Source organism: Rhodococcus sp. USK10 (genome assembly GCF_019378875.1).
GTDB classification, from domain to species: domain Bacteria; phylum Actinomycetota; class Actinomycetes; order Mycobacteriales; family Mycobacteriaceae; genus Rhodococcus_F; species Rhodococcus_F pseudokoreensis.
Genome location: NZ_CP076048.1, coordinates 1364135 through 1390372 on the forward strand (window position 1 = coordinate 1364135; position 26238 = coordinate 1390372).

Annotated in this window: 24 protein-coding genes; 15 read left to right on the forward strand and 9 right to left on the reverse strand. The window is 67.6% G+C overall.

Annotation, left to right across the window (positions count from 1 at the left end; all coding sequences use genetic code 11):
* Positions 1–28 precede the first annotated feature (28 nt).
* Entirely contained in the window at positions 29–1240 is a 1212-nt protein-coding gene (locus tag I1A62_RS13270) for an acetyl-CoA C-acetyltransferase (protein WP_219458864.1), read from the forward strand.
* A 73-nt stretch (positions 1241–1313) separates the two neighbouring features.
* On the opposite strand, the gene I1A62_RS13275 is transcribed toward I1A62_RS13270, so the two are convergent.
* Together I1A62_RS13275 and I1A62_RS13280 are read right to left on the reverse strand one after the other, a co-directional pair.
* Positions 1314–1805: a metallophosphoesterase gene (locus tag I1A62_RS13275; RefSeq protein WP_124391188.1), complete on the reverse strand. Its 492-nt coding sequence runs from the start codon at positions 1803–1805 to the stop codon at positions 1314–1316.
* A gap of 35 nt (positions 1806–1840) precedes the next feature.
* Positions 1841–2755, reverse strand: coding sequence for a shikimate dehydrogenase (locus I1A62_RS13280; RefSeq protein ID WP_124391187.1), 915 nt, complete (start codon positions 2753–2755; stop codon positions 1841–1843).
* Between the two features lie 110 nt (positions 2756–2865).
* Between I1A62_RS13280 and I1A62_RS13285 the strand changes: the two genes are divergently transcribed.
* Both I1A62_RS13285 and I1A62_RS13290 read left to right on the forward strand, forming a co-directional pair.
* Positions 2866–3543, forward strand: coding sequence for a TetR family transcriptional regulator (locus tag I1A62_RS13285; RefSeq protein ID WP_124391186.1), 678 nt, complete (start codon positions 2866–2868; stop codon positions 3541–3543).
* Between the two features lie 122 nt (positions 3544–3665).
* Entirely contained in the window at positions 3666–5066 is a 1401-nt protein-coding gene (locus tag I1A62_RS13290) for an MFS transporter (protein WP_219458865.1), read from the forward strand.
* Positions 5067–5126: 60 nt separating this feature from the next.
* Here the strand turns inward: I1A62_RS13290 and I1A62_RS13295 are convergent, their stop codons facing one another.
* The 5 genes from I1A62_RS13295 to I1A62_RS13315 form a co-directional block, all read right to left on the reverse strand.
* Entirely contained in the window at positions 5127–5942 is an 816-nt protein-coding gene (locus I1A62_RS13295; protein WP_095863878.1) for an ATP-binding cassette domain-containing protein, read from the reverse strand.
* A gap of 5 nt (positions 5943–5947) precedes the next feature.
* Positions 5948–7006 (reverse strand): ABC transporter permease, encoded by a 1059-nt coding sequence (locus I1A62_RS13300; protein ID WP_219458866.1) that lies wholly within the window; start codon positions 7004–7006, stop codon positions 5948–5950.
* A gap of 146 nt (positions 7007–7152) precedes the next feature.
* The gene (locus tag I1A62_RS13305) at positions 7153–8151 is read right to left on the reverse strand and encodes a substrate-binding domain-containing protein (protein WP_095865150.1); all 999 of its coding nucleotides are present in this window, start codon (positions 8149–8151) and stop codon (positions 7153–7155) included.
* Between the two features lie 188 nt (positions 8152–8339).
* Positions 8340–9701, reverse strand: a complete 1362-nt coding sequence (locus I1A62_RS13310; protein WP_219461188.1) for an MFS transporter — start codon at positions 9699–9701, stop codon at positions 8340–8342.
* 31 nt (positions 9702–9732) lie between these two features.
* Entirely contained in the window at positions 9733–10470 is a 738-nt protein-coding gene (locus I1A62_RS13315) for a GntR family transcriptional regulator (RefSeq protein ID WP_072947097.1), read from the reverse strand.
* Between the two features lie 203 nt (positions 10471–10673).
* Between I1A62_RS13315 and iolC the strand changes: the two genes are divergently transcribed.
* The 11 genes from iolC to I1A62_RS13370 all read left to right on the forward strand — a co-directional run bounded on the left by iolC (position 10674) and on the right by I1A62_RS13370 (position 22537).
* Positions 10674–11663, forward strand: coding sequence for a 5-dehydro-2-deoxygluconokinase (gene iolC, locus I1A62_RS13320; protein ID WP_072947096.1), 990 nt, complete (start codon positions 10674–10676; stop codon positions 11661–11663).
* Positions 11656–12555 (forward strand): aldolase, encoded by a 900-nt coding sequence (locus tag I1A62_RS13325; RefSeq protein ID WP_124391180.1) that lies wholly within the window; start codon positions 11656–11658, stop codon positions 12553–12555. The genes iolC and I1A62_RS13325 overlap by 8 nt, the downstream gene beginning before the upstream one ends.
* A 21-nt stretch (positions 12556–12576) precedes the next feature.
* A complete protein-coding gene (gene iolB / locus I1A62_RS13330; protein WP_124391179.1) occupies positions 12577–13473 on the forward strand; it encodes a 5-deoxy-glucuronate isomerase in 897 nt (298 codons plus the stop codon).
* Positions 13470–15428: a 3D-(3,5/4)-trihydroxycyclohexane-1,2-dione acylhydrolase (decyclizing) gene (gene iolD, locus I1A62_RS13335; protein ID WP_219458867.1), complete on the forward strand. Its 1959-nt coding sequence runs from the start codon at positions 13470–13472 to the stop codon at positions 15426–15428. The genes iolB and iolD overlap by 4 nt, the downstream gene beginning before the upstream one ends.
* 35 nt (positions 15429–15463) lie before the next feature.
* Positions 15464–16369 (forward strand): sugar phosphate isomerase/epimerase, encoded by a 906-nt coding sequence (locus tag I1A62_RS13340; protein ID WP_219458868.1) that lies wholly within the window; start codon positions 15464–15466, stop codon positions 16367–16369.
* A 26-nt stretch (positions 16370–16395) separates the two neighbouring features.
* Positions 16396–17463: a Gfo/Idh/MocA family protein gene (locus I1A62_RS13345; protein WP_219458869.1), complete on the forward strand. Its 1068-nt coding sequence runs from the start codon at positions 16396–16398 to the stop codon at positions 17461–17463.
* Positions 17464–17468: 5 nt separating this feature from the next.
* On the forward strand, positions 17469–18341 hold the full coding sequence (locus I1A62_RS13350) for a sugar phosphate isomerase/epimerase family protein (protein ID WP_124391176.1): 873 nt from the start codon (positions 17469–17471) through the stop codon (positions 18339–18341).
* A gap of 11 nt (positions 18342–18352) precedes the next feature.
* The gene (locus I1A62_RS13355; protein ID WP_219458870.1) at positions 18353–19858 is read left to right on the forward strand and encodes a CoA-acylating methylmalonate-semialdehyde dehydrogenase; all 1506 of its coding nucleotides are present in this window, start codon (positions 18353–18355) and stop codon (positions 19856–19858) included.
* Positions 19859–19924: 66 nt separating this feature from the next.
* Entirely contained in the window at positions 19925–21313 is a 1389-nt protein-coding gene (locus I1A62_RS13360; RefSeq protein WP_219458871.1) for an NAD(P)/FAD-dependent oxidoreductase, read from the forward strand.
* A complete protein-coding gene (locus I1A62_RS13365) occupies positions 21310–22293 on the forward strand; it encodes an ROK family protein (protein ID WP_124390122.1) in 984 nt (327 codons plus the stop codon). Before I1A62_RS13360 ends, I1A62_RS13365 begins: the two co-directional genes overlap by 4 nt.
* Positions 22294–22390: 97 nt before the next feature.
* Positions 22391–22537, forward strand: coding sequence for a hypothetical protein (locus tag I1A62_RS13370; protein WP_219458872.1), 147 nt, complete (start codon positions 22391–22393; stop codon positions 22535–22537).
* A 10-nt stretch (positions 22538–22547) separates the two neighbouring features.
* Here I1A62_RS13370 and I1A62_RS13375 read toward each other — a convergent pair whose 3' ends face one another.
* Positions 22548–24014, reverse strand: a complete 1467-nt coding sequence (locus I1A62_RS13375) for a sugar porter family MFS transporter (RefSeq protein ID WP_124390121.1) — start codon at positions 24012–24014, stop codon at positions 22548–22550.
* Positions 24015–24249: 235 nt separating this feature from the next.
* On the opposite strand from I1A62_RS13375, the gene I1A62_RS13380 reads away from it, so the two are divergent.
* The gene (locus tag I1A62_RS13380; RefSeq protein ID WP_124390120.1) at positions 24250–25302 is read left to right on the forward strand and encodes a LacI family DNA-binding transcriptional regulator; all 1053 of its coding nucleotides are present in this window, start codon (positions 24250–24252) and stop codon (positions 25300–25302) included.
* Between the two features lie 23 nt (positions 25303–25325).
* Here the strand turns inward: I1A62_RS13380 and I1A62_RS13385 are convergent, their stop codons facing one another.
* The gene (locus tag I1A62_RS13385) at positions 25326–26192 is read right to left on the reverse strand and encodes a sugar phosphate isomerase/epimerase (RefSeq protein ID WP_219458873.1); all 867 of its coding nucleotides are present in this window, start codon (positions 26190–26192) and stop codon (positions 25326–25328) included.
* Positions 26193–26238: the final 46 nt, after the last annotated feature.

Here is a 26238-nt window from a genome sequence, read left to right on the forward strand (position 1 = left end):
GCGAGGAATCTTCACGAAAGGCCTTTTCATGCGTGACGTCGTCATCTGCGAGCCCCTCCGGACGCCGGTCGGGCGGTTCGGCGGAGTGTTCAAGGACATCACTCCCCAGAGCCTCGCCGCCACCGTCATCACGGCGCTCGTCGAACGCACCGGCATCGACGGCAGCCAGATCGACGACGTCATCCTCGGTCAGGCGTCCCCAGGCGGAGAGGCCCCGGCCATCGGCCGAATCGCCGCTCTCGACGCCGGACTCGGCATCGACGTCCCGGGCATGCAGGTGGATCGCCGCTGCGGATCCGGTCTGCAGGCCGTCATCACCGCCGTGCTGCAGGTGGCGTCCGGCGGCAACGACCTCGTGCTCGCCGGCGGCGCCGAATCCATGAGCCAGGCCGAGTTCTACACCAACCCGAACATCCGCTGGGGCGTGAAGGGCGAAGGGGTGCAACTTGCCGACCGGCTCGCCCGCGCCCGCGTCACCGCGGGCGGCGCGAACTTCCCCGTGCCCGGCGGCATGATCGAGACCGCCGAGAACCTGCGCGCCGAATTCGACATCAGCCGGGAAGACCAGGACGCGCTCGCCGTGCAGTCGCACCAGCGTGCCGTCGCCGCGCAGGAGTCGGGCCGCTTCGCCGAGGAGATCGTCGGAGTGACGGTGCCGCAACGCAAGTCGGACCCGCTCGTGATCGACAAGGACGAGCACCCGCGCGCCGACACCACGGTGGAGTCGCTGTCGAAGCTCCGCGCCATCCGCTCCAAGATCGACTCCGCCTCCACCGTCACCGCCGGCAACGCCAGCGGACAGAACGACGGCGCCGCCGTGTGCATCGTGACGACAGCCGAGAAGGCGAAGGAACTGGGACTGAAGCCCCTCGCCCGGATGGCGTCGTGGGCCGTGGCCGGGGTCCCGCCGCGCACGATGGGCATCGGCCCGGTGCCCGCGACGGAGAAGGCCCTCGGTCAGCTCGGACTGTCGCTGTCCGACATGGGTGTCATCGAACTGAACGAGGCCTTCGCCGCGCAGACGCTCGCCGTCCTCCGCAGCTGGGACCTCGACCCCACCGACGCACGCCTCAACCCCAACGGGTCCGGCATCTCGCTCGGGCACCCCGTCGGAGCCACCGGCGGTCGCATCCTCGCCACCCTCCTGCGGGAAATGGACCGTCGCGAGTCCCGGTACGGACTGGAGACGATGTGCATCGGCGGCGGCCAGGGCCTGGCCGCGGTGTTCGAGCGGGTCTGATTCGGCGGCCTTCAGCGCACGCACATCGGCGGGCAGGCTCCGGGCCTGCTCGTCGATGTGCGTCCGGGACCGGTCACAACCGGTGCAACTCCACGTCGCCGAGTTCCCCGTCGCGCACGGTGGCGGTCAGGTACGTGCAGTACGGCTGACGCCGCCGATCGGTCGGCGATCCCGGGTTCAGCAGTCGCAGACCGGTTTCCGTGGTGGTGTCCCAGGGAATGTGGCTGTGTCCGAAGACCAGGACGTCGGTGTCCGGGTAGGCGGCCGACATCCGTTTCTCCCTGCCCGCCGAAGCCCCGGTCTCGTGCACGACGGTGATGCGCACTCCGGCCAAGGTCACGTCGGCCCGCTCCGGCATCAGGGCGCGCAGGTCGTCGCCGTCGTTGTTGCCCCAGCACGCCACGAGCCGCGCCGAGCGCGACCGCAGCGCCTCGAATGTGGGGAGGTCGACCCAGTCGCCGGCGTGGATCACCACGTCGGCGCGGTCGACCTCGTCCCACACCCGGGCGGGCAGGTCTCGCGCCCGTTTCGGGACATGAGTGTCGGCGAGCAGCAATAACCTCACCGTGACAGTCTGCGCCACGGCGGCAGGCGGGGCTCTTACGCGCCCGCGAGCGCGGCGGCGTCCTCCGCTTCCAGCAGCAGACCCATGTACTCACGCATCCGCTGGGCGTCCGGTTCGAGGCCGGTGAAGATCCGGAAGGAGTCGACGGCCTGACCGATGGTCATGCCGATTCCGCTCAGCGTCCGGGCGCCGATTTCACGGGCGCGGCGGAGGAGTTCGGTTTCGGCCGGACGGTAGACGACGTCCGCGACCCACAGGTCGGGGCGCAGCAGTGCGCCGTCGAGTGCCATGCCGGGGTGGGCCGCCATGCCGATCGGCGTCGCGTGGATGAGACCCTGGGCCGCTCCGACCGCGGCGGGGACGGCGGCGAGGTCACCGGCCTCGATCTCCCGGTCCGGGAACAGTGCGGCGAGCGAGTCGCGCAGAGCCGTCGAGCGCGTGGCGTCGGCGTCGATGATCGTGAAGTGTCCGACGCCCCGGGTGAGGGCGGCGTAGGCGACGGCCGCCCCGGCCCCGCCCGCCCCGAGTTGCACGACACGGTTCATCGGCGCGCCTTCGAGGCCCTCGTCCATGTTGCGCGCGAATCCGGACCAGTCGGTGTTGTGGCCGATCAGGCGCCCGCCGTCGATGTGGACCGTGTTGACCGCGCCGAGTTTACGGGCGTCGTCGGACAGGTCGTCGAGCAGCGGAATGATCGCCTGCTTGCAGGGATGCGTGATGTTGAGCCCGTTGAATCCGAGGAGCTTGGCGGCGTCGAGGAGCCGCGGCAGTCCCTCGACGCCTACGCCCAGCGTGTCGAGGTCGAGAATCCGGTAGACGTACCCGAGACCCTGCGCGCGACCCTCTGCCTCGTGCAGCGGCGGGGTCAGCGATTTCGAGATCCCGGTGCCGATCAGACCGCACAGGTAGGACGGGCGGGCGGTGGGGGCATCGAGGTCACGAGAGGTCATGAGGATCACTTCCGGGAGGGGTGCGAGAACTAATTAACTATCTAGTGAGTTATGTCACGGTAGCATATCTCCATACCGCGCGGAAGACAGCACAGGCAGGAGTTTCAGGAATGACACGAAGCGAGACCACGGGCGCATCCGCCGAGAAGCAGGCAGCCAAGCGCACGCGCAATCCAGAGAAGACCCGGGAGAACATCCTGAAGGTGGCGATGACGGAATTCGCCGACAAGGGCCTGACCGGGGCCCGCATCGACGAGATCGCAGCGAAGACCGCCACCACGAAGCGGATGCTCTACTACTACTTCGGCGACAAGGACGGCCTGTACCGGGCGGTCCTGCAGCGCGCCTACGAGGAGATTCGCTACGAGGAGTCCCAACTCGACGTCGACCACCTCGAGCCGGCCGAGGCCATCCGGGCGCTCGCCGAGCTGACGTTCGACCATCATGAGGCGCACCCCGATTTCATCCGCCTCGTCGCGATCGAAAACACCAATCGCGGGGTCAACCTCGTCCAGGCCGAGGGCCTCCCCGAGACGCAGGCGCCGGCGATCCGCACGCTCGATCGGATCCTCCAGCGAGGGCAGGACGCGGGCATCTTCCGCACCGACACGACGGCGCTCGACATCCACATGCTCATCAGCTCGTACTGCGTCTTCCGGGTGGCGAATCGGTACACGTTCAAGGCCCTGTTCGACTGGGATCTCACCGGCGCGGAGAACCGTCCCCACCTGCGCGCGATGATCGGCGACGTCGTCCTGGCCTACCTGCAGCAGCCCGGGAAAGTATGAACTAACCATTTCGACCATTATTGACGCGAGCCTGTGACCTGGGTTACCTTGCTTGTACGACCTACGAACACCTGCTCATTCGAGCCGCCAGTGTTCACATCCCTCGCTCCCCAGGAGTATCGATGACCATCGACTACGGCACCGGCGCCTCCGGTCGGAACGGTGACGGCAACGGCCGCTCCTCCGTCGACCCCAACGCTGATCCCACCAACGCGAAGAAGGCCGCGAAGGCCGCCTTCTTCGGCAGCCTGCTCGAGTACTACGACTTCTACATCTTCGCCTCGGCTGCCGCGCTGGTGTTCCCGCACGTGTTCTTCGAGGGCTCGAAGAACCCGCTGCTGCTGTCGCTGGCGACGTTCGGCATCTCCTACATCGCGCGTCCCATCGGTGCCGTGTTCGTCGGACACTTCGGCGACCGGGCAGGGCGAAAGAAGGTGATGATGTTCTGTCTGGTGCTGATGGGCGTCGTCACGTTCCTGATCGGCTGCCTGCCGTCCTCCGAGACTGCCGGGATGGTCGGCCCCGTGCTGCTGGTGCTCCTGCGCATCTGCCAGGGCGTCTCCGCGGCGGGCGAGCAGTCGGGTGCGGGTTCCCTCACCCTCGAGCACTCCCCCGCTCACCGTCGCGGCTTCTTCTGCAGCTGGACGCTCACCGGCACCCAGGCCGGCTTCATCGTCGCGAGCCTCGCGTTCATCCCCGTCGCCGCACTGCCCGACGAGACCCTCTACAGCTGGGGCTGGCGCGTGCCGTTCTGGTGCAGCCTGCTCGTCCTCGTCGTCGCGTACATCGTGCGTCGCAAGCTCGAAGAGCCCGAGATCTTCATCGCCAACAAGGAGGCGCTGGACGAGGCGCCTGCGCCGCTGCCCGTCGTCGACCTCTTCCGCACGCACTGGCGCGACGTTCTGCGCGTCGTCTTCTGCGCCTTCATCGCCGTCGTCAGCACCGTGTTCTCCGTGTTCGGCCTCGCATACGCCACCACCCCGGAGATCGGGATGAGCCGCACCACCATGCTGTGGGTCGCGATCGCCGCCAACGCGGTGGCCCTCGTCTCGCAGCCGCTGTTCGGCATCCTGTCCGACCGCATCGGCCGCAAGCCGGTGTTCATCGGCGGCGCGATCGGTTCGGCCGCCGGAATCTTCCTGTACTTCGCCGCGATCGGCACCGGCAACGTCACGATGATCTTCCTGGCGGGCATCCTGCTGATGGGTGGCGTCTACGCCGGGACCAACGCCATCTGGCCCGCGTTCTACGCCGAGATGTTCTCCTCACGGGTTCGCTACTCCGGCATGGCGATCGGCACTCAGCTCGGTTTCGCTCTCGCCGGATTCGCACCGACCATCGCCCAGGCCCTCCGCGGCGGCGACCCCAAGAACTGGGTGCCGGTGGCGATCTTCACCGCCGTCTGCGCGCTCATCGCCGCGGCGTCCGCCTCCACCGCCAAGGAGAACTCCCGCACCCCGCTGCTCGACCTCGACAAGGAGGACGTCGCGCTCACGAAGACGAAAGCGAACGCGAAGGTCTGATCCACTCGGAAACGAACGATGCGCCCGGCACGTGTGCCGGGCGCATCGTCGTGTCAGTTCCTAGCGCCGGAGTTCGTGGGTGAGTGCTTCGAGTTCGTCGCCGCCGGCCATTTGCTGGGTGAGTTCTTCGAGGCTGATCTCGTCGTAGGTGCAGTCCAGCTTCTGCCGGCCGCGATTGAGGAGCACGAAGTGGTCACCGACCATGTAGGCGTGGTGCGGGTTGTGGGTGATGAACACGACCCCGAAGCCCTGTTCCTTGGCGGCGGAGATGTAGCGCAGCACCATCCCGGACTGTTTGACACCGAGGGCGGCGGTGGGCTCGTCGAGGATCAGGACGCGGGCGCCGAAGAAGATCGCCCGGGCGATCGCCACGCACTGGCGCTGCCCGCCGGAGAGTGAGCCGATGGGGGCGTCGACGTCGGGCAGCTCGATGCCCATCTTCGACAACTCGGACATCGTGGTGGCGCGCATACCGTTCGCGTCGAGGGTCTTGAGCGGTCCCTTGCGCAGTTCCTGGCCGAGGAAGAAGTTGCGCCACACCGGCATCAGCGACACCACCGCCAGGTCCTGGTAGACGGTGGCGATGCCCTTGGACAGGGCCTCCTTCGGGGAGCCGAAGGTGAGGGCTTCACCGTCGACGAGCAGCTCGCCCTCGCTCTGCTGGTGCAGCCCGGCCATGATCTTGATCAGGGTGGACTTGCCGGCGCCGTTGTCGCCGAGGACACCGGTGACCTCCCCCGCTTTCACGCGCAGGTTGATGTCCTGCAGGGCGATGATGTTGCCGTACTGTTTGCCGACGTGTTTGAGTTCGATCAGCGGGATCTTGTCGCCACCACCGGGTTCGGTATCGACGGGCATCTGTTCGATGGTACTCATACGGGTCACCTCTTGGCGGCGTAGTTGCGGAAGGCATTGTTGGCGATGACCGCGAACAGCAGCATCGCGCCGAGGAAGAACTTGAACCAGTCCGGGTTCCAGCCGGCGTAGACGATGCCCTGGTTCGTCATGCCGAAGATGAACGCGCCGATCGCGGCGCCGATCGCGGTGCCGTAGCCGCCGGTGAGCAGGCAGCCGCCGATGACCGCGGCGATGATGTAGAGGAACTCGTTGCCGATACCCTGGCCGGATTGGACGGTGTTGAACGAGAACAGCAGGTGCATGCCGACGAACCAGGCGGCGAACCCGACGGTCATGAACAACCCGATCTTGACCCTGGTGACCGGGACGCCGATGGCGCGGGCGGAGTCCTGGTTGCCGCCGACGGCGAAGATCCAGTTCCCGATCCGGGTCTTGAACAGCACCCAGGTGGCGATCGCGGTGAACAGCAGCCACCAGATCACGGTGATCCGGACGGACACCCCGCCGATGACGAACGAGGACGCGAACACCTTCTTCGCGGAGTCGAAGCCCTGCATGTCGGAGACGCTGGGGGTGGCGACCTGCCCGGTGACGAGTTTGGTGACCGCCAGGTTGATGCCGGTGAGCATCAGGAACGAGCTCAGGGTGATCAGGAAGCTGGGGATCTTCGTCTTCATCACCAGGTAGCCGTTGAAGAACCCGACCGCGAGGGACACGATCAGGGCGAGGGCGGCGCCGACCCACAGGTTCAGGTGCAGGTTGTAGGCGATCATCGACGCGGCGAGGGAACTGGTGGTGACCGCGACGCCGGCGGAGAGGTCGAATTCGCCGCCGATCATCAGCAGTGCGACGGCGCAGGCCATGATCCCGATCGTCGAGGAGGCGTACAGGACGGTGGCCAGCGCCTCGGGGCTGCGGAACGGGGGTGCGACGATCATGAAGAAGACGAAGATCGCGATCGCACCGAACAGGGACCCGATCTCGGGGCGGACCAGCAGCCGCTGCAGGCGTTTTTGTTCCTTCACCCGTTCGTCGTGGACGACCTTGTGACTGGCAAGGTCCAGATCTTGCTGTGTGGACATGATTTCCTCTCCGCGCCGGTGGATCTCAGCGTTGTGCGGTGCCGGCCGGTCCTGCGACCGGGTCGATGGTGACGGTGATTGTGTGTGCGAGAGATGGACCCACCGGGGTCCGGATCGTGTGTCCTGTCATGTGAATCGACCGCCGATCAGCGGGTGCCGGCCTTGGCGTACTCGGCGACCTTGTCGATGTTGGTCTTGTCGATGAACGACGGCCCGGTCAGTGTCGGCCCGCCGCCGCCGATGACGTTGCCGTTGTTCAGGTAGAGCCACAGCGAATCGATCGCCAGGTAGCCCTGCAGGTACGGCTGCTGGTCGATGGCCCACTGCACGCTGCCGTCGGAGATGGCGTCGACGAGCGCGGCGTTGGTGTCGAACGTGAAAACCTTGGCGGGGCTGCCCGCGTTACCGACCGACTGCACGGCGGTGAGGGCGATCGGCGCGCCGAGCGCGAGCACACCGTCGATGGACGGGTCCTGTTGGAGCTTGGCGGCGATCGTGGAGTTCACCGACGGCATGTCCTCGCCGTTGACGTTGAGCGTCTCGAACGTGCCGCGGAACGTCTGCTTGGCTCCGGCGCAACGGGATTCGAGCTGGATCTGGCCCTGCTGCTGAATGACGCAGACGACGTGCTTGGCGCCGTCGTCGTTCAGCCGGTTGCCCGCCGCCTGGCCGGCGATGGTCTCGTCCTGCCCGAAGTACTGGGTGACGCCCATGTCCTTCCAGGCGCCGTATCCGGCGTTGAACGCCGAAATCGGGATACCCGCGTCCTGCGCGCTCTTGACTGCGGGCGCCATCGCTTCGGGGGTGGCGAGGGTGAGTGCGAGGCCGTCGACCTTGGAGTCGATCGCCGTCTGCACGAGGTTGGCCTGGTTGGGAGCCTGCGGATCGGAGGAGTACTTCAGTTCGACATTGTCCTTGTCGGCGGCATCCTGCGCACCGGTGCGGATCAGGTCCCAGAACGTGTCACCCGGCGCCGCGTGGGTGACCATCGCGATCGTGATGCGCGGGGTGTCGGCGCTGCCCGCGCCGATCCCGGAGCCGCTGCTGTCCGGCTTGCCGCCGGTGCTCGAGCACGCCGCGAGGCTCATCACCAGGGCACTCGCGCAGGCCAGCACTGCCACGCGACGCCGATTGGGGAAGTTCATCTGGTTTTCCTCTCGGGGGGACGAACGGCTCGTTGACGTCTTGGCCGTGTGCCTTAGATGTAATACGCGTCACACCCGAAAGTCAATAGTTTGTCTGGACATTAGGACCACATATCAAATGCGCGGGCGCGCGTGTCACCGCTGCCGGCCCGGAAATCGAGCGGAAATGCCGAAAGAAGGAGACGCGCTCAGCGCGTGACCGATGCCCCGGCGTCGCGCGGCAGACGCAGCGTGTCGACCACCGTGCCGAGCATCAGCACGCCCAAAAGGACGAAGGTCCAAGAATATTCGGAACCGAACCCGTGCTCGGACGACGTCGCCAGCGGCGTGAACGCGGTGAGCGCGAGAGCCGCGAGTGCGATCCCGAGGCCGGCTGCCAGTTCCTGCACCGCGGCGTTGAGAGTGTTCGCGTGCGTGAGGTCGGCGCGATCGACGTCGGAGAACGCGAGACTGTTGTACGCGGTGAATCCGACCGAACGCAGGGCTCCGCTCACGAAGAGGACCGCCGCGATGACGGGCATCGGGGTCGACGAATTCAGTGCGGCGAGCAACCCGAAGCAGCCCACCGACAGCAGCGCGTTCACCAGCAGCATCGGCCTGATGCCGAAGCGCCGCATCAGCGGCGTCGTGAAGGGTTTGATCGCGATGTTGCCTGCGAACAGCGCGGCGACGAGCAGACCCGCGAGAAACGGCGTCCAGCCGAAGCCGAGTTGGAACTGCAGTGGCAGCAGGAACGGCACGGCCGTCACGATCAGGCGGTAGAGCGAACCCCCGGTGACGGTGGTCCGCAGCGTCCGGACACGCAGCACGCGGACGTCGACGAGCGGGTGCGGAGTGCGGACGAGATGGACAGCGGACGCGACCAGCAGGACGACCGCGACCACTCCCCCGAGCGCGACCCGCCGCCAGTCGGTGCCCGTCACGCGGATGCTTTCCAGCGCGATCAGGGCCGCCGCGATTCCCGTTCCGACCCCGAGCAGGCCCCTCCAGTCCAGCCTCCTCGCCGACCGCGAGCCGGCCCCGTGAACCAGCTTCAGCGACAGCAGGATTCCGAGGAGGCCGATGGGAATGTTGATGACGAAGATCCACCGCCACGAGCCCACCGTGGCGATCGCGCCGCCGAGCAGGGGCGCGATGACGGGCGCGGCGAGCGCGGGCCACGTGAGCAGGGCTATCGCGCGGACGAGATCGCCCTTCGTGCTCGACCGCAGCACCGCGAGCCGTCCGACCGGCACCATCATGGCGCCGCCGACTCCCTGCAGCACCCGCATCGCGACGAGCATCGGCAACGACACGCTCGCGGCGCACCCGATGGACGCCAGGGTGAACACGGTGATGGCGGCCACGAACACCCGGCGGGTCCCGAACCGGTCGGCCACCCACCCGCTCGCCGGGATGAGGACTGCGACCGTGACCAGGTAGGCGGAGATCGCGATGTTGACGTCGACGGGGTCGACGCCGAAGGAGTCGGCGATCAGCGGGACGGCGGGGGCGATGATGGTGGCGTCGAGAATCTCCATGAAGAGGGCGCCCGCCACCAGCAGGGCCATTCCCCGGGGGAACGACGTCGCGCGCCCCGTCCTAACGATCGACAACGGTGGTGTCGAAGTAGTACCGCGACGCCCGGTAGCAGTGGCTGCCGAACTCGACGGCGCTTCCCGAGTCGTCGAACGCGGTCCGGTTCATCGTGAGCAGCGGCGCCCCGGTCTTCTCGTCGAGGAGTGACGCCTCCGCCTTGCTCGCCGCTTTCGCGCCGATGCGTTGCCGTGCGAGGCGAATGTGCACGCCGCGGGCGCGGAGTGCGTGGTAGAGGCCGTGCGCCTCGAGTTCGTCGGGGTCCGGCGCGAGATCCACCGGGATGTGGTTGGTCATCAGCGCGAGTGGTTCGCCGTTGGTGCTGCGGAGGCGCCGGATGGACGCGACCTCGCTGCCGGGTTGCAGGTTGAGTTCGGCGGCCACGTCCTCGGCAGGCACGGCGACCTGATAGTCGAGGAGCTTGGTGGTCGGACTCTGCCCTGCGCGGGCGAGGTCGTCGAACAGACTGGTGAGCTCGACCGGCCGGTGCACGGCGCTCTGCACGACCTGCGTGCCGACACCGCGTTTGCGGACGAGCAATCCCTTGTCGACGAGTTCCTGGATGGCCCGGCGCGTGGTCGGGCGCGACAGGTTCAGACGTTTGGCGAGCGCCAGTTCGTTCTCGAAGCGGTCGCCGGGCGCGAGTTCCCCGCCGATGATCGCGTTCTCGATCGTCTGCGCGAGCTGGAAATACAGCGGAACCGGGCTCGATCTGTCGAGCTCGACTGCGAGTGGTGCACCCACGGACAACTCCGATCCTCGTGCGCGTGGCGACGTCCGCCGCCGCCGATCTTTCCGGCAGTGTATGCGAACACTAACACCAGATTGACTTCAAGTAATAATGTCAGGACAAAGTCTTGACAGGAGCCGGTGATGTGGAGCACAGTTTCAACCAGACCTCGGCGCCCTGCGCAGACCACCCACAACGACCTATTCGGGAGTCAGCCTTGACCACCAACCAGACGCAACCCAACCGGAACGGATTGGACGTCCTCGCCATCGGGCGCTGCGGTGTGGACATCTACCCATTGCAGACCGGAGTCGGACTCGAGCACGTCGAGACGTTCGGAAAGTTCCTCGGCGGAAGCGCCGCCAACGTCGCCGTCGCCGCCGCCCGCCTCGGCTGCCGCAGCGCCCTCATCTCGGGCGTCGGCAACGATCCGTTCGGACGCTACGTCCGCACCGCACTCACCGACCTCGGCGTCGACAACCGGTACGTCGGCATCGACACCGACCACCCGACCCCCGTCACGTTCTGCGAGATCTTCCCGCCGGACGACTTCCCGCTGTACTTCTACCGCAAGCCGGTCGCCCCGGACCTGCAGGTGAAGCCCGCAGACCTCGACCTCGACGCGGTCCGCGACGCCAAACTGTACTGGTCGACCGTCACCGGACTGTCCGAAGAGCCTAGCCGCAGTGCACATTTCGCCGCATGGGAGGCTCGCGGACGTCGCAGCCACACCGTTCTCGACCTCGACTACCGCCCGATGTTCTGGTCCTCCCCCGCCGACGCCACCGCGCAGGTGCAGCGTGCCCTCCAGCATGTCACCGTCGCGGTCGGCAACCGCGAGGAGTGCGAGATCGCAGTCGGCGAGACCAACGCACACAAGGCCGCCGATGCGCTGCTCGACCTCGGCGTCGAACTGGCCATCGTCAAGCAGGGCCCCAAGGGTGTGCTCGGCAAGACCCGCACGCAGTCCATCACGGTGCCGCCCAACGAGGTCGACGTCGTCAACGGCCTCGGCGCCGGCGACAGCTTCGGCGGGTCGCTGTGCCACGGCCTGCTCGCCGGGTGGCCGCTCGAGAAGATCCTGCGTTACGCCAACGCCGCGGGGGCGATCGTCGCTTCCCGGCTCGAATGCTCCACCGCGATGCCGACGGCCGACGAGGTCCGTGAGCTCGCCGAATCCACCGCTTCGGAGGCTGTCAATGTCTGAAACTCTCGCTCACCGCGCAGTCTGCGCGTCCTACGCCGACGTCACCGAGGTACGCGCCAGTGATCCGGCCGCCATCGACCGCGCCTGGGCGACCCGCGTCGCCCGGCCCACGGTGCGCGGTAACGGCCGGCTCATGATCGTCGCCGCCGACCACCCCGCCCGCGGCGCACTGTCGGTCGGCGACCGTCCGACCGCGATGAACAGTCGCACCGACCTCCTCGACCGCCTCCGCACCGCGCTGCGCAATCCCGGCGTGGACGGCGTGCTCGCCACCGCCGACATCCTCGACGATCTGGTGCTGCTCGGCGCACTCGACGACAAGGTGGTCATCTCGTCGATGAACCGCGGCGGCCTCGCAGGCGCCAGCTTCGAACTCGACGACCGGATGACGGGCTACACCGCGGCGGGCACCGCGAAGGCCGGCATGAACGGCGGAAAGATGCTGTGCCGCATCGACCTCGACGATCCGGGCACCCTCTCCACCCTCACCGCCTGCGCCGAGGCCGTCGATTCGCTGGCCGCGGCCGGACTGATGGCCATGGTGGAACCGTTCCTGTCGCGCCGTGTCGACGGCAAGGTCAAGAACGATCTCAGCGCCGACGCCGTGATCAAGTCCATCCACATCAGCCAGGGCCTGGGCTCCACGTCCGCCTACACCTGGATGAAGCTTCCGGTGGTCGACGAGATGGAACGCGTCATGGACGCGACGACGCTTCCCACGCTGCTGCTCGGCGGCGACCCGCAGACGGCCCCCGAGGAGACGTTCGCGAGCTGGGCGAAGGCCCTCGCACTGCCGTCGGTCCGCGGCCTGATCGTCGGACGCACCCTGCTGTACCCGCGGGACGAGGACGTCGCCGCCGCGGTCGACACCGCCGTATCCCTCGTTCACTGACGCACGCCGGAGAGGCCCACGATGAACAGCAAGTACTACGTTCCGGTCGGTTCCGCGGCCACCGGGCCGTTCGACCTCGAGGTGACCCCCGAGTCGGCGGGCTGGACGGAATCGAGCCTCCGGGTGCTCACCCTGGCACCCGGCGGGTCGGCCGAACTCACCACCGGCGACGACGAGATCATCGTCGTGCCGCTGGCCGGGTCGGCGTCGGTGTCGAGTGAGGGCACCGAGTTCGCGCTCACCGGGCGCCGGTCCGTGTTCGACGGGCCGAGCGACTTCGCCTACGTGGGACGGGACTCCGCCTACGCGGTGGCGAGCGCGACCGGTGGTCGTTTCGCACTGTGCGGCGCCCGCGCCCGGCAGAAGTTCCCGTTCCGGTACGTTCCGGCCGCGGACGTGTCCGTCGAACTGCGCGGCGCGGGCAACTGCAGCCGGCAGGTGCACAACTTCGGCACCGCCGACCGGTTCGAGGCCGACTCGATCATCGCGTGCGAGGTCATCACTCCCGGCGGCAACTGGTCGTCGTACCCGAGCCACAAGCACGACGAGAACAGCGACGTCGAATCCCAGCTCGAGGAGATCTACTACTTCGAGATCGCCGAAGCCGGCGACACAGCAGTGGATTTCGGCGGCACCGGATTCGGCTACCATCGTGTGTACGGTACTCCCGAGCGGCCCATCGAGGTGCTCGAGGAAGTGCGATCCGGCGACGTGGTCCTCGTCCCGCACGGCTACCACGGACCGTCGATCGCCGCCCCCGGACATCACATGTACTACCTGAACGTGATGGCCGGACCGGGCGAAGAACGTTCCTGGAACATCTGCGACGACCCGGCACACACCTGGCTGCGCGGCAGCTGGGAACACCAGACCGTCGATCCCCGCCTCCCCCTCCACGCACCGTCCGAAGGAGCATGACCGTGGTGTCCACCGCGCCGATGTCGGCGAGCAAGAACCCCAACGCCGAGGGCACCGTCCACCTCACGGTGGCTCAGGCGACCATCCGATTCCTCGCCGGCCAGTACGTCGAGCGGGACGGCGAACGCACCAAGTTCTTCGCCGGCTGCTTCGGCATCTTCGGTCACGGCAACGTCGCCGGCCTCGGTCAGGCGCTGCTGCAGGCCGAGATCGACGCCGTCGAGGCCGGCACCGAACCGGAACTGCCGTACGTCCTCGGCCGTAACGAGCAGGCGATGGTGCACAGCGCGGTCGCGTACGCACGCCAGAAGGATCGCCTGCAGACCTGGGCCGTGTCTGCCAGCGTCGGCCCCGGCTCGACCAACATGCTGACCGGCGCGGCGCTCGCCACCATCAACCGGCTGCCCGTCCTGCTGCTGCCCGCCGACACGTTCGCCACCCGCGCGAGCGCACCGGTCCTGCAGGAACTCGAACTGCCGTCGAGTGGGGACGTCACCGTCAACGACGCATTCAAGCCGCTGTCGCGCTACTTCGACCGCGTCTGGCGGCCCGAGCAGTTGCCGTCGGCGCTGCTCGGCGCGATGCGCGTGCTCACCGACCCTGTCGAGACGGGCGCGGCCACCGTCGCCATCCCGCAGGACGTGCAGGCGGAGGCGTTCGACTGGCCCGAGTCGATGTTCGCCGAGCGCACGTGGCACGTCGCCCGGCCGCTCCCCGAGAAGTCGGCGATCGCGCGGGCCGCGGACGTCATCCGGTCGGCGAAGAAGCCCCTGATCGTCGCGGGTGGTGGCCTCATCTACTCCGGCGCCACCGCGGCGCTGGCCTCGTTCGTCGAGTCGACCGGCATTCCGGTCGGCCAGAGTCAGGCCGGCAAGGGTTCGCTGCCGTACGACCACCCGCAGTCGGTCGGGGCGATCGGCTCGACGGGCACGACCGCGGCCAACGCGCTCGCCACCGAGGCCGACGTGATCATCGGCATCGGCACGCGCTACAGCGACTTCACCACGGCGTCGCGCACCGCGTTCAACAACCCCGACGTGCGGTTCGTCAACATCAACGTGGCGTCGATCGACTCGGTGAAGCAGGGCGGCGTCAGCGTCGTCGCGGATGCCCGCGAGACACTCGAGGCCCTCGCCGAGGCACTGGGCGACTACCGGGTTTCCGACGAGTACCGTTCGCGCACTGCAGAACTCGCCGCGCACTGGGAGTCCACCGTCGACTCGGTCTACAAGATCGACGACGACTCGCTCGGCCTGAACCAGAACCAGGTCATCGGTCTCGCCAACACACTGTCGGACCCGCGCGACGTGGTGGTGTGCGCCGCCGGTTCGATGCCCGGCGACCTGCACAAGCTGTGGCGCACCCGGGACTCGAAGGGTTACCACGTCGAGTACGGCTTCTCCTGCATGGGCTACGAGGTCGCCGGCGGCATCGGCGCCAAGATGGCGTGCCCCGACCGCGACGTGTTCATCATGGTCGGCGACGGCTCCTACCTGATGATGGCCACCGAACTCGTCACGGCCGTGCAGGAGAACGTCAAGGTCATCGTGGTCCTCGTGCAGAATCACGGTTTCGCGTCCATCGGATCGCTGTCGGAGTCGCTCGGCTCCCAGCGTTTCGGCACCGACTACCGTTACCGGGGCGACTCCGGCCGGCTCGACGGCGACATCCTGCCCGTCGATCTGGCGGTCAACGCGGCGAGCCTCGGCGCCGACGTGATCCGCGCGAACACGGCCGCCGAGTTCGCCGACGCCGTCAAGGTGGCGAAGGCGAGCGACAAGACCACCGTCATCCACGTCGAGACGGACCCCCGGATCGCCGCCCCGGACAGCGAATCCTGGTGGGACGTGCCGGTCAGCTCGACCAGCACCCTCGAGTCCACGCAGAACGCGTACGAGACGTACGCGCAGTGGAAGAAGATCCAGCGTCCGTTCCTCCGCCCGTCCGGCAACTGACCCGCCCCCAGCAGAACTTTCGAAAGGATTTCCCGATGAGCGTCATTCGCGTCGGATCGGCCCCCGACTCCTGGGGCGTGTGGTTCCCGGAAGACCCGCAGCAGACCCCGTACGGCCGGTTCCTCGACGAGGTGTCCGCATCCGGTTACGAGTGGATCGAGCTGGGGCCGTACGGCTACCTGCCCACCGACCCGCAGCAACTCCGCGACGAACTGGCCGCCCACAATCTGAAGCTGTCGGCAGGCACCGTCTTCGAGCACCTGCACCAGGACGATTCCTGGGATGCCGTGTGGACCCAGATCGAGGACGTCGCGAAGCTGACCGCCGCCGTCGGAGGCAAGCACGTGGTCGTGATCCCGGAGATGTGGCGCGACCCGGGCACCGGCGAGGTGCTCGAGGACCGCAACCTCACCGCGGAGCAGTGGAAGAAGAAGACCGGCGGCATGAACGAGCTGGGCAAGAAGATGTTCGAGCAGTACGGCGTGAAGGCGCAGTACCACCCACACGCCGACAGCCACGTCGACACCGAGGAGAACGTCTACCGCTTCCTCGACGGCACCGACAGCGAATTCGTGAACCTCTGCCTCGACACCGGCCACATCAGCTACTGCGGCGGCGACAACCTCGCGGTCATCGAGCGGGCCCCCGAACGGATCGGCTACCTGCACCTCAAGCAGGTCGACCCCGAGGTCCGCGCCAAGGTCGAGGCCGAGGACCTGCCGTTCGGCGAGGCCGTCAAGCTCGGCGCGATGATCGAACCCCCGCTCGGCATCCCCGACCTGCCGCCGCTGCTCGCCGCGATCGAGAAGCTCGACATCGACGTGTTCGCGATCGTCGAGCAGGATCTCTACCCCTGCGCCGTGGACGTGCCGCTCCCGATCGCCCAGCGCACCCGCAAGTACCTGGGATCCTGCGGAATCCCGTCCGTCAAGTTCGTCTAACCGACCACGTCAGGAGCTAGTCAGCTATGTCCGAGAGCAACGACCTGCGTATCGCCGTCCTGGGTGTCGGAATGATGGGCGCCGACCACGTCGCGCGGATCACCGACCGCATCAAGGGTGCGACCGTCGCCGTCGTCAACGACTACTTCACCGAGAAGGCCGAGGAGATCGCGGCCGGAATCCCCGGTTGCCGCGTGGTCAACGACCCGCTCGACGCGATCGCCGACCCCGGTGTCGACGCGGTCGTCCTGGCCACCCCCGGTCCGACACACGAAAAGCAGCTCCTGGCCTGCCTCGAGCACGGCAAGCCGGTGATGTGTGAGAAGCCGCTGACCACCGACGTCGCCACGTCCCTCGAGATCGTCAAGGCCGAAGCCGAACTCGGCAAGAAACTGATCCAGGTCGGCTTCATGCGGCGCTTCGACCACGAGTACGAGCAGCTGAAGGCCCTCATCGACGACGACGTGTTCGGGCGGGTGCTCCTCGCCCACTGCGTGCACCGCAACCCGGTGGTGCCGCCGAGCTTCGACAGCTCGATGATCGTCAAGGACTCGCTGGTCCACGAGGTCGACGTCACCCGCTTCCTGTTCGACGAAGAGATCACGTCGGTCCACGTCCTCAAGCCCGCCGCGAACCCCGGTGCGCCCGAGGGACTTCAGGACCCGCAGATCGCGTTCTTCAGCACCGAGTCCGGTCGTCACGTCGACGTCGAACTGTTCGTGACCACCGGTGTCGCCTACGAGGTGCGCACCGAGATCGTCGCCGAGAAGGGTTCGGCGTTCATCGGCCTCGACGTCGGACTGGTCCGCAAGTACGGCACCGGCGCGGGAACCGGCCGCTCGGGTGCCGGCATGTACGGCGGAGAGATCACCCCGTCGTTCAAGGAACGCTTCGGCCAGGCGTACGACGTCGAGATCCAGCGGTGGGTGAACGCCGTCCGCACGGGCGCGGAGACGGGTAACTACGTCGACGGCCCCGGCGCGTGGGACGGCTACGCCGCCGCCGCCGTGTGCGCGGCCGGCGTGCAGTCACTGGAGACGGGCGAGCGCGTCACCGTCGAGATGGTCGACCGTTCCTCCATTCCGGGAGCCTGATCACCATGAAGATCGCACTCGATCCCACCCCGTTTCACCACGACTACTCGCTGCTCGAATTGCCGGCCGTCGTCGCGGAACTCGGCTTCGAACACCTGCAGCTCACTCCGCACCGCGACATGATCCCGTTCTTCAACCACCCGAAGGCCGACGACGAACTGGTCCGTCAGTTCCGCAAGGCCTGCAGCGACGCCGGCGTCGGAATCGCCTCGGTGCTGCCGGTCCTGCGGTGGTCCGGCCCGGACGAGGACGCCCGCGAGGCGGCGGTGCGGTACTGGAAGCGCGCCATCCAGATCACCGTCGACCTCGGTGTGAACGTGATGAACACCGAGTTCAGCGGCCGGCCGGAGAAGGCCGAGGAGTCGGAGCGCGCCTTCTACCGGTCGATGGAGGAACTCGTCCCCATCATCGAGCGTGAAGGCATCGACGTTCGCATCGACCCGCACCCCGACGACTTCGTGGAGAACGGTCTGGACGCCATCCGGATGATCCGTGGCATCAATTCCAAGAACTTCGGATTGGTGTTCGTCGCGTGCCACAGCTATCACATGGGTGCCGGGATGCTCGAGATCATGCGCACTGCGGGCGACATGCTCCGGCTCGTCCACGTCGCGGACACGATGGATCACCACCGTTCCCACGGCTTGCGGTACATCACCAATCCGCCCGGCAACCCGGTGCGTGTGCACCAGCACCTCAAGATCGGTGACGGCGACCTCGACTGGGACGAGTTCTTCGGCGGTCTCGGCGAACTCGGCTTCTACGACAAGCCCGACACGGTCATGGTGTCCAGCGTTTTCGCCGAGGACGAGAACGCCCACGACGTCTCCCGCTACCAACTGAAGACCATGAAGGATTACATCGCGCGCACGCGGTGAAAGGACAACACATGAGCACCAACATCACTCGCGAGATCGCACACTGGTCCGACGGCAAGACCTTCGCCGGCACCAGCGGTAACACCGCCCCCGTCACCAACCCCGCGACCGGTGCCGTCACCGGTCAGGTCGCCCTCGCCAGTGTCGAGGACGCCCGCGCCGTCATCGACGCCGCCGCCGCCGCCTTCCCCGCCTGGCGCGACACCTCCCTCGCCAAGCGCACCCAGATCATCTTCACATTCCGCGAACTGCTCAACCAGCGCAAGGGCGAACTCGCCGAGATCATCACCTCCGAACACGGCAAGGTCGTCTCCGACGCCCTCGGCGAAGTCTCCCGCGGCCAGGAAGTCGTCGAATTCGCCTGCGGCATCGCCCACCTGCTCAAGGGCGGCATGACCGAAAACGCCTCCACCAACGTCGACGTCTCCTCCCTCCGCCAACCCGTCGGCCCCGTCGGCATCATCTCCCCCTTCAACTTCCCCGCCATGGTCCCGATGTGGTTCTTCCCCATCGCCATCGCCACCGGCAACACCGTCGTCCTCAAGCCCTCCGAGAAGGACCCCACCGCCGCGATCTGGATGGCAGAACTCTGGGCCGAAGCCGGACTCCCCGCCGGCGTGTTCAACGTCCTCCAAGGCGACAAGACCTCCGTCGACGAACTCCTCACCAACCCCGCCATCAAGGCCATCAGCTTCGTCGGCTCCACCCCCATCGCCCAATACGTCTACGCCACCGGCACCGCCCACGGCAAACGCGTCCAAGCCCTCGGCGGAGCCAAGAACCACGCCATCGTCCTGCCCGACGCCGACCTCGACCTCGCCGCCGACGCCATGGTCAACGCCGGCTTCGGATCCGCGGGCGAGCGCTGCATGGCCATCAGTGCTTTGGTTGCGGTCGGGGACATCGCGGACGAGTTGGTCGCCAAAATCAAGGAGCGCACCGACACGTTGAAGATCGGCGACGGCACCAAAGATTCCGACATGGGCCCGCTGGTGACCAAGGTGCACCGCGACAAGGTCGCCTCCTACATCGACGCCGGCGAGGCCGACGGCGCCACCATCGTCGTCGACGGGCGCACCGTGCAGGCCGACGGCGGCGCCGACGGGTTCTGGCTCGGACCGACCCTCATCGACCACGTCACCACCGACATGTCCGTCTACACCGACGAAATCTTCGGACCCGTCCTCTCCGTGATCCGCGTCGAGAGCTACGACGACGCCCTCGACCTGGTGAACTCCAGCCAGTTCGGCAACGGCACCGCCATCTTCACCAACGACGGCGGCGCCGCCCGCCGATTCCAGAACGAGGTCGAGGTCGGCATGGTCGGCATCAACGTCCCCATCCCCGTCCCCATGGCCTACTACTCCTTCGGCGGCTGGAAGAACTCCCTGTTCGGCGACACCCACGCCCACGGCGCCGAAGGCGTCCACTTCTTCACCCGCGGCAAGGTCGTCACCACCCGCTGGCTCGACCCCAGCCACGGCGGCCTCAACCTCGGCTTCCCCCAGAACGCATAAGTACTGGTTCTCCGCGCCGGACCGTCCGCGGTCCGGCGCGGCGTCCGTTCGATCGAAAGGAACTTCATGAGCGACACCTCTCTCGCCCGCCGTCATCGGGTCGTGGTCATCGGATCGGGATTCGGCGGCCTCTTCGCCACCAAGGCCCTGAAACGGACGGACGTCGATGTCACTCTGATCGATCGCACGACGCATCACCTGTTCCAGCCGTTGCTGTACCAGGTGGCGACGGGAATCCTGTCGGAGGGCGAGATCGCGCCCGCGACGCGGCTCGTCCTCGAAGACCAGCAGAACGCGTCCGTCCTTATCGGCGGGGTCGAGAAGATCGACGTCGCCGACCGGACCGTCACGTCCACGCACCGCGGCCGCACGACGGTCACCGAGTACGACAGTCTCGTCGTGTCGGCGGGCGCCCGCCAATCCTATTTCGGCAACGACCATTTCGCCGAGCACGCACCCGGAATGAAGACGATCGACGACGCCCTCGAGCTGCGCGGCCGCATTCTGGGCGCCTTCGAAAGCGCCGAGGTCAGCACCGATCCCGCCGAGCGGGCGCGGCTGCTCACGTTCGTCGTGGTCGGCGCCGGGCCCACCGGAGTCGAAATGGCCGGTGAGATCGCCCAGCTCGCGCATCGCACTCTCGCCGGTGCGTACCGCACCATCGATCCCCGTGACGCGCGCATCATCCTGCTCGACGCGGCGCCGACGGTGCTCCCGCCGTTCGACGACAAGCTGCGCCGGGCGGCCGCGGACACGTTGGAGAATCTCGGGGTCGAGATCCAGTTGGGCGCGATGGTGACCGACGTCGACGACGACGGACTCACCGTCCGCGACCAGGACGGAGCCGAGCGGCGGATCGAGGCCGCCTGCAAGATCTGGTCCGCGGGCGTCGCGGCCAGCCCGCTGGGCAGGCAACTCGCCGAACAGACCGGCGCCGGCACCGACCGCGCGGGCCGGGTCCTCGTCGAACCCGACCTCACCCTGCCCGGCCACAGCAACGTCTTCGTCGTCGGGGACATGATGAACCGGGACGGTCTTCCCGGCGTCGCGCAGGTTGCGATCCAGGGCGGCCGCTACGCCGCGCAGCTGATAGCCGCTGAGGTCCGCGCCCACCGGAAGGGCAGCGACAAGCCTGAACGCGCCCCGTTCCGATACACGGACAAGGGCAGCATGGCCATGATCTCCCGCTTCAACGCGGTCGCGAAGGTTGGCCGCCTCCAGCTGACCGGGCTGCTCGCCTGGCTGCTGTGGCTCCTGATCCACCTGGTCTACATCGTCGGATTCAAGAGCCGCCTCGCGACGGCCATGTCCTGGACGTGGTCGTTCCTGGGCCGGACCCGGGGTCACCTCGCCGTCACGGAACAACAGGTGGTCGCCCGGACCGCGATCAGCCGGCTCGATGCCTGGGAGGATTCCCGGGCGGTACCCGAGGCGGCGACGGCCTCGGCACGGTGAGTACCGTCGCCTCCGTGCCTGTCTCCGCTCTCACCGTCGGCATCGATGTCGGTGGTACCAGTATCCGGGCCTGCGTGGTCGACGACACCGGCGAGGTGCTCGATTCCGTGCAGGCGCCCACACCGCAATCGGCCAAGGCCCTCGAGGACGCGCTCGACCGTGCCGTTCGCGAACTCGCGGGCCGCCATCCCGTGTCGGCAGTCGGGCTTGCGGTGGCCGGTTTCATCACCCCCGACCTCACCACCGTGCGGTTCGCGCCGCACCTGCCGTGGAAGAACGTGCCGGTCGCCAACGACCTCAGCGAGCGGCTCGGACTGCCGGTGGTCCTCGAACACGACGCGAACGCGGCGGCGTGGGCGGAGCACCGGTTCGGGGCCGCCGCCGGCGGTCGCAATGTGGTGATGGTCGCGATCGGCACCGGCATCGGTGCGGCCCTGCTCATCGACGGGACGCTGTACCGCGGGAGCCACGGCGTCGCTCCCGAACTCGGCCACCTGCAGGTGGTTCCGGGCGGCAGACCCTGCGCCTGCGGCAAGCGCGGGTGCTGGGAACGGTATTGCAGCGGAACAGCGCTCGTGGACACGGCCATCGAGCTTCTCGCCGCCGACCCCACGAGTTCGACGATCCTCGCACGCGAAGTGGCGAGCGATCCGGGATCGCTCACCGGCCGCCGGATCGCGAGCGCAGCGCGGGACGGCGACCCGCTCGCCATCCGCACGATGGAGGAGTTCGCACGTTGGCTGGGTGTCGGACTCGCCATGGTCGGCGACGTCTACGACCCCGACCTCGTCGTCATCGCCGGCGGTGTCAGCGGTTCGGCTCCGCTGTTCCTCGACCACGCGCGGGACGTCTACGCTTCTCTCGCAACCGGTTCCGGTCACCGCCCCCTCGCCCGCATCCGCGAAACACAACTCGGCGAATCGGCACAGCGCATCGGGGCCGCCACCCTCGCGAGGCTCTCCGCGCCCGTGCGTGCTTGAGGAGTCCCCGGACTCGTCAACCACGCACGAGCGCGGCAGCGCGAAACCGAGCGTCGACGGGCGAACCTTCGCGTGACTTCGATGAGGTCCAGGGGGGGTGCAGCACTCCCGTGCCCTCCGGTTGCTCACCGAACTCTCCCACGACCAGCAGGACGCCGAGTGCCTGAACCAACTCCACGGGCGGCGCCGCACACACCGCAACGCGCCGGTACCACCACCCGCAGGCGGTGGTACCGGCGCGTGAGAACCGTCGATCAGTGAGTCGCGGCGGCGGCGGCGTTTCCCGCAGTCGATGTGGCGGGGTTACCTGCGCCGAGCCGGTCCTCCAACTCTTCGAGGCTGCGGCCCTTGGTTTCCGGGACGAAGCGGTAGACGAAGTACACCGACATCAGGTTGACGAGCACGAACAAACCGAACGTTCCGGTGGATCCGAGAACCGAGTTGAGGATCGGGAAGACGAACGAGATGAACGCGTTGGTCGTCCAGAGCACGAATACCGCGATACCCATCGCGAACCCGCGGATGGCCATCGGGAAGATCTCCGACAGCAGCAACCACACGCAGGTGCCGATGAAGCACTGGACGAACGCGACGAACACCATCATCGCGGCGAGGATGATGTAGCTGCGGCCGGTGGACGAGGGCAGCAGGAACACCAGCGACAGCGCGGCCTGCGAGGACGCCACACCGATGAAACCGGTGAGCAGCATCTTGCGGCGATTCACGAAGCCCAGCAGAACGATTCCGAGGATCGTCATGACCACCGAAGTGACACCGACCGCGATGGTGGCCACCAGGGACGCGCTGACACCCAGCCCGCTCTGCTCGAGGATCGTCGGCGCGTAATAGTTGACCGTGTTGATGCCCGTCGCCTGCTGCACGATGGCCAGACCACAGCCGATCCAGAGGATCCGGCGCATCCAGGGGTAGTCACGCAGGTAGTGGACGGCGCCGCTGGTCTTCGACTTCCGGTCGCGGGCGGCGTGGAAGCTGATGCTGGCGTATTCGTCGGCGGCCTCGGACTCGCTGCGGCTCATTTCGAGGGTCCTGCGGGTTTCGGCGAGGCGGCCCTTCGACGCGTACCAGCGCGGTGAATCCGGGAGCACGAGCATGCCGAGCAGCAGGAGAACCGCCGGCACCGACGCGATGGCCAGCATGTACCGCCACACCGTCGGATCCTCGATGAGGTGATCGAGTAGGGCGTTGATCGAGAAGGCGAGCATCTGACCGGTGACGATCATCAGTTCGTTGATGGTGACCATCCGGCCGCGCCGCTCCACCGGGGCCATCTCGGCCAGGTACAGCGGGCAGGTGACGGCGGCGGCGCCCACACCGAGACCGAGGACGATCCTGGCCAGCACCATGATCTCCACGTTGGGAGCCATCGCACACCCGAGGGCACCGACGAGGAACAAGCCCGCGCAGACGAGCAGCGTGCGCTTGCGGCCGAGGGCATCGGACAACCGGCCGCCCAGCAGCGCGCCGACGGCCGCACCGGGGAACAGCAGTGAACTCACGACGGTGGCTTCGCCGACCGCACTGAGGTTCAACTCGTCCTTCATGTAGAGCAGCGCACCGGAGATCACGCCGGTGTCGTAGCCGAACAGCAGGCCTCCGAGCGTGGAGATGACGGTGAGCTTGGTCAGGAAGCGTTTGTGACTGCGCTCGTTACGCGCAGCGCCGCCGCTTCCGCGTGCACTGGCAGCCTTGGTGGTCAACATCAGGTGTGGCCTTTCTGGGAATGCTCACGCATCACGACACGGAAGATCGGTTCACGTGTGTCGATATCGCCCGGGACGCGCTCGGCTCGATGCAGCCGAGAGGCGTACTTCCTGGACTGAAGCGCTTCACTAACGCGCTTCAGTTGTCTACTATGAGGTGAATCACAGAAGGTGTCAAGGGCTGGGGTCGCGATCCGTGAGAATGCCCCTGACGACGCAACCGAGGGAGATCGAGATGCTCGACGACCGAGCCAACGCGCACGCGGATGCGGAGCGGGCACCGGCCGGCCTGCACCGACGCCCCACGATGGCCGATGTCGCGACGCGGGCCGGGGTGTCACGCACCCTCGTGTCACTGATCTTCAGCAACAAACCCGGCGCCTCCGACGAGACCCGGGACCGCGTGCTGCAGGCCGCGGACGAACTCGGCTACCGACTCGACCGCGCCGCCCGCATGCTCGCCCGCGGCCGCAGCCGCACCCTCGGGGTGCTCATGGACGTCCACCAGACCTTCCAGGCCGACCTGATCGGAACGATCTATGCGGAGGCCGAAGCCGCCGGATACGAGGTCCTGCTCTCCGCGAGCGCACCCACCCGCGACGAGCACAAGGCGATCGAAGCACTCCTCAGCCACCGGTGCGAGGGCCTGATCCTGCTCGGCCCCCTCTCCGAGGCGGACTATCTGCGCACGCTCGCGGACCGAGCCGTGGTCACCGTGGTCGGCCGCGCACTCCCCCACACCGCCGTCGACACCGTGCGGACCGCCGACGCCAAAGGCATCCGGCAGTCCGTGGACCACCTGGTCGAACTCGGACATCGCGAGATCGCGCACGTCGACGGAGGTGCGGACCCGGGCTCACCCGAGCGGCGTCGCGCGTACCTCGCGGCGATGCGCAGGCACGACCTCTCCAACCACATTCGCATCATTCCCGGGCAGCACACCGAGGAGGCAGGCGTCGCCGCCGCGAACACCCTGCTGGCCGAGGACCGCCTGCCCACCGCGGTCCTCGCCGGCAACGACCGCTGCGCCATCGGCCTCATGGACGTGTTCACCCGCGCCCACGTCGACGTGCCGGGCGACATCTCGATCGTCGGGTACGACGACAGCCACCTGTCGCAGTTGTCGCGGATCGACCTCACCACCGTGCGGCAGGACACGGAGGGCCTGGCACGGCACGCCGTGCAGTTCGCCGTCGGCCGACTCGAGGACGAGGACCTCGACCCGCAGGATTTCGTGATCGACCCCCACCTGATGGTGCGCGGCACGACCGGGCCTGCCCGGTCGTAGCCGCGCCCCGTCGGCACAAGGCCCTACTTCGCGATGCTTTTCAGGTATTCGACGCTTCGGACGACGTCGCGCACGGGACCTTCGCCCTCGGGTTCCGCCGCGAGAATGGTGTCCTGTTCGAGGACGTACCAGCCGTCGTAGGCCTGATTCTGCAGCCGCTCGACCACACCGGCGATGTCCACGTCGCCGGTACCGAGCGGCGTGTACATGCCCTGGGCGACGGCCTCGGTGTAGGTGAGTTCACCCGCCCGGACCCGGCCGAGGAGTGTCGCATCGACATCCTTCAGGTGTGCGTGGGCGATCCGCTCGGGGGCCGTGGAGACCAGGTCGAGCGGGTCGGTGCCGCCGATCAGGAGATGTCCGGTGTCCAGGCACAGCGGGATCGACGAGCCGTCCAGGATGCGGTCCACCTCGGCGCGGTTCTCGATCATCGTCCCCACGTGCGGGTGGATCACCGCCCGCAGGCCCCGGTCGGCAGCAGCGGACGACAGCCGGTCGAGATTGCGCAGCAACGTCTTCCATCCGGAGTCGTCGAGTTCGGGGCGCGAATCGTAGCCGATCGCCCCCGTCACCGCCGCCAGGACGATGACCTCCGACCGCGACGCGACGAGCGAATCGAGCGCCCCGCCGATCGCAGCGACCGTGTCGTGATCCGGGTCGTGCAGGAGCACCGGCACGAATCCTCCGACCGCCGTCAGGTCGTACCGGGCGAGGGTGTCCGTCAGCTCGCATGGATCCGAAGGGAGGAATCCGTCCGGACCGAGTTCGGTGGCCGCGAGGCCCGCGTCGCGCATCTCGGTGAGCACCCGGTCGGGATCGAGCTGGTGACCCCAGCCCTCCACCTCACACACTCCCCACGAAATGGGTGCGCCTGCAAGTCGAATCGTCATCGTCGTGTCTCGTCCAATCGCACCGGACGGTGCTGTCGTAGTGAAT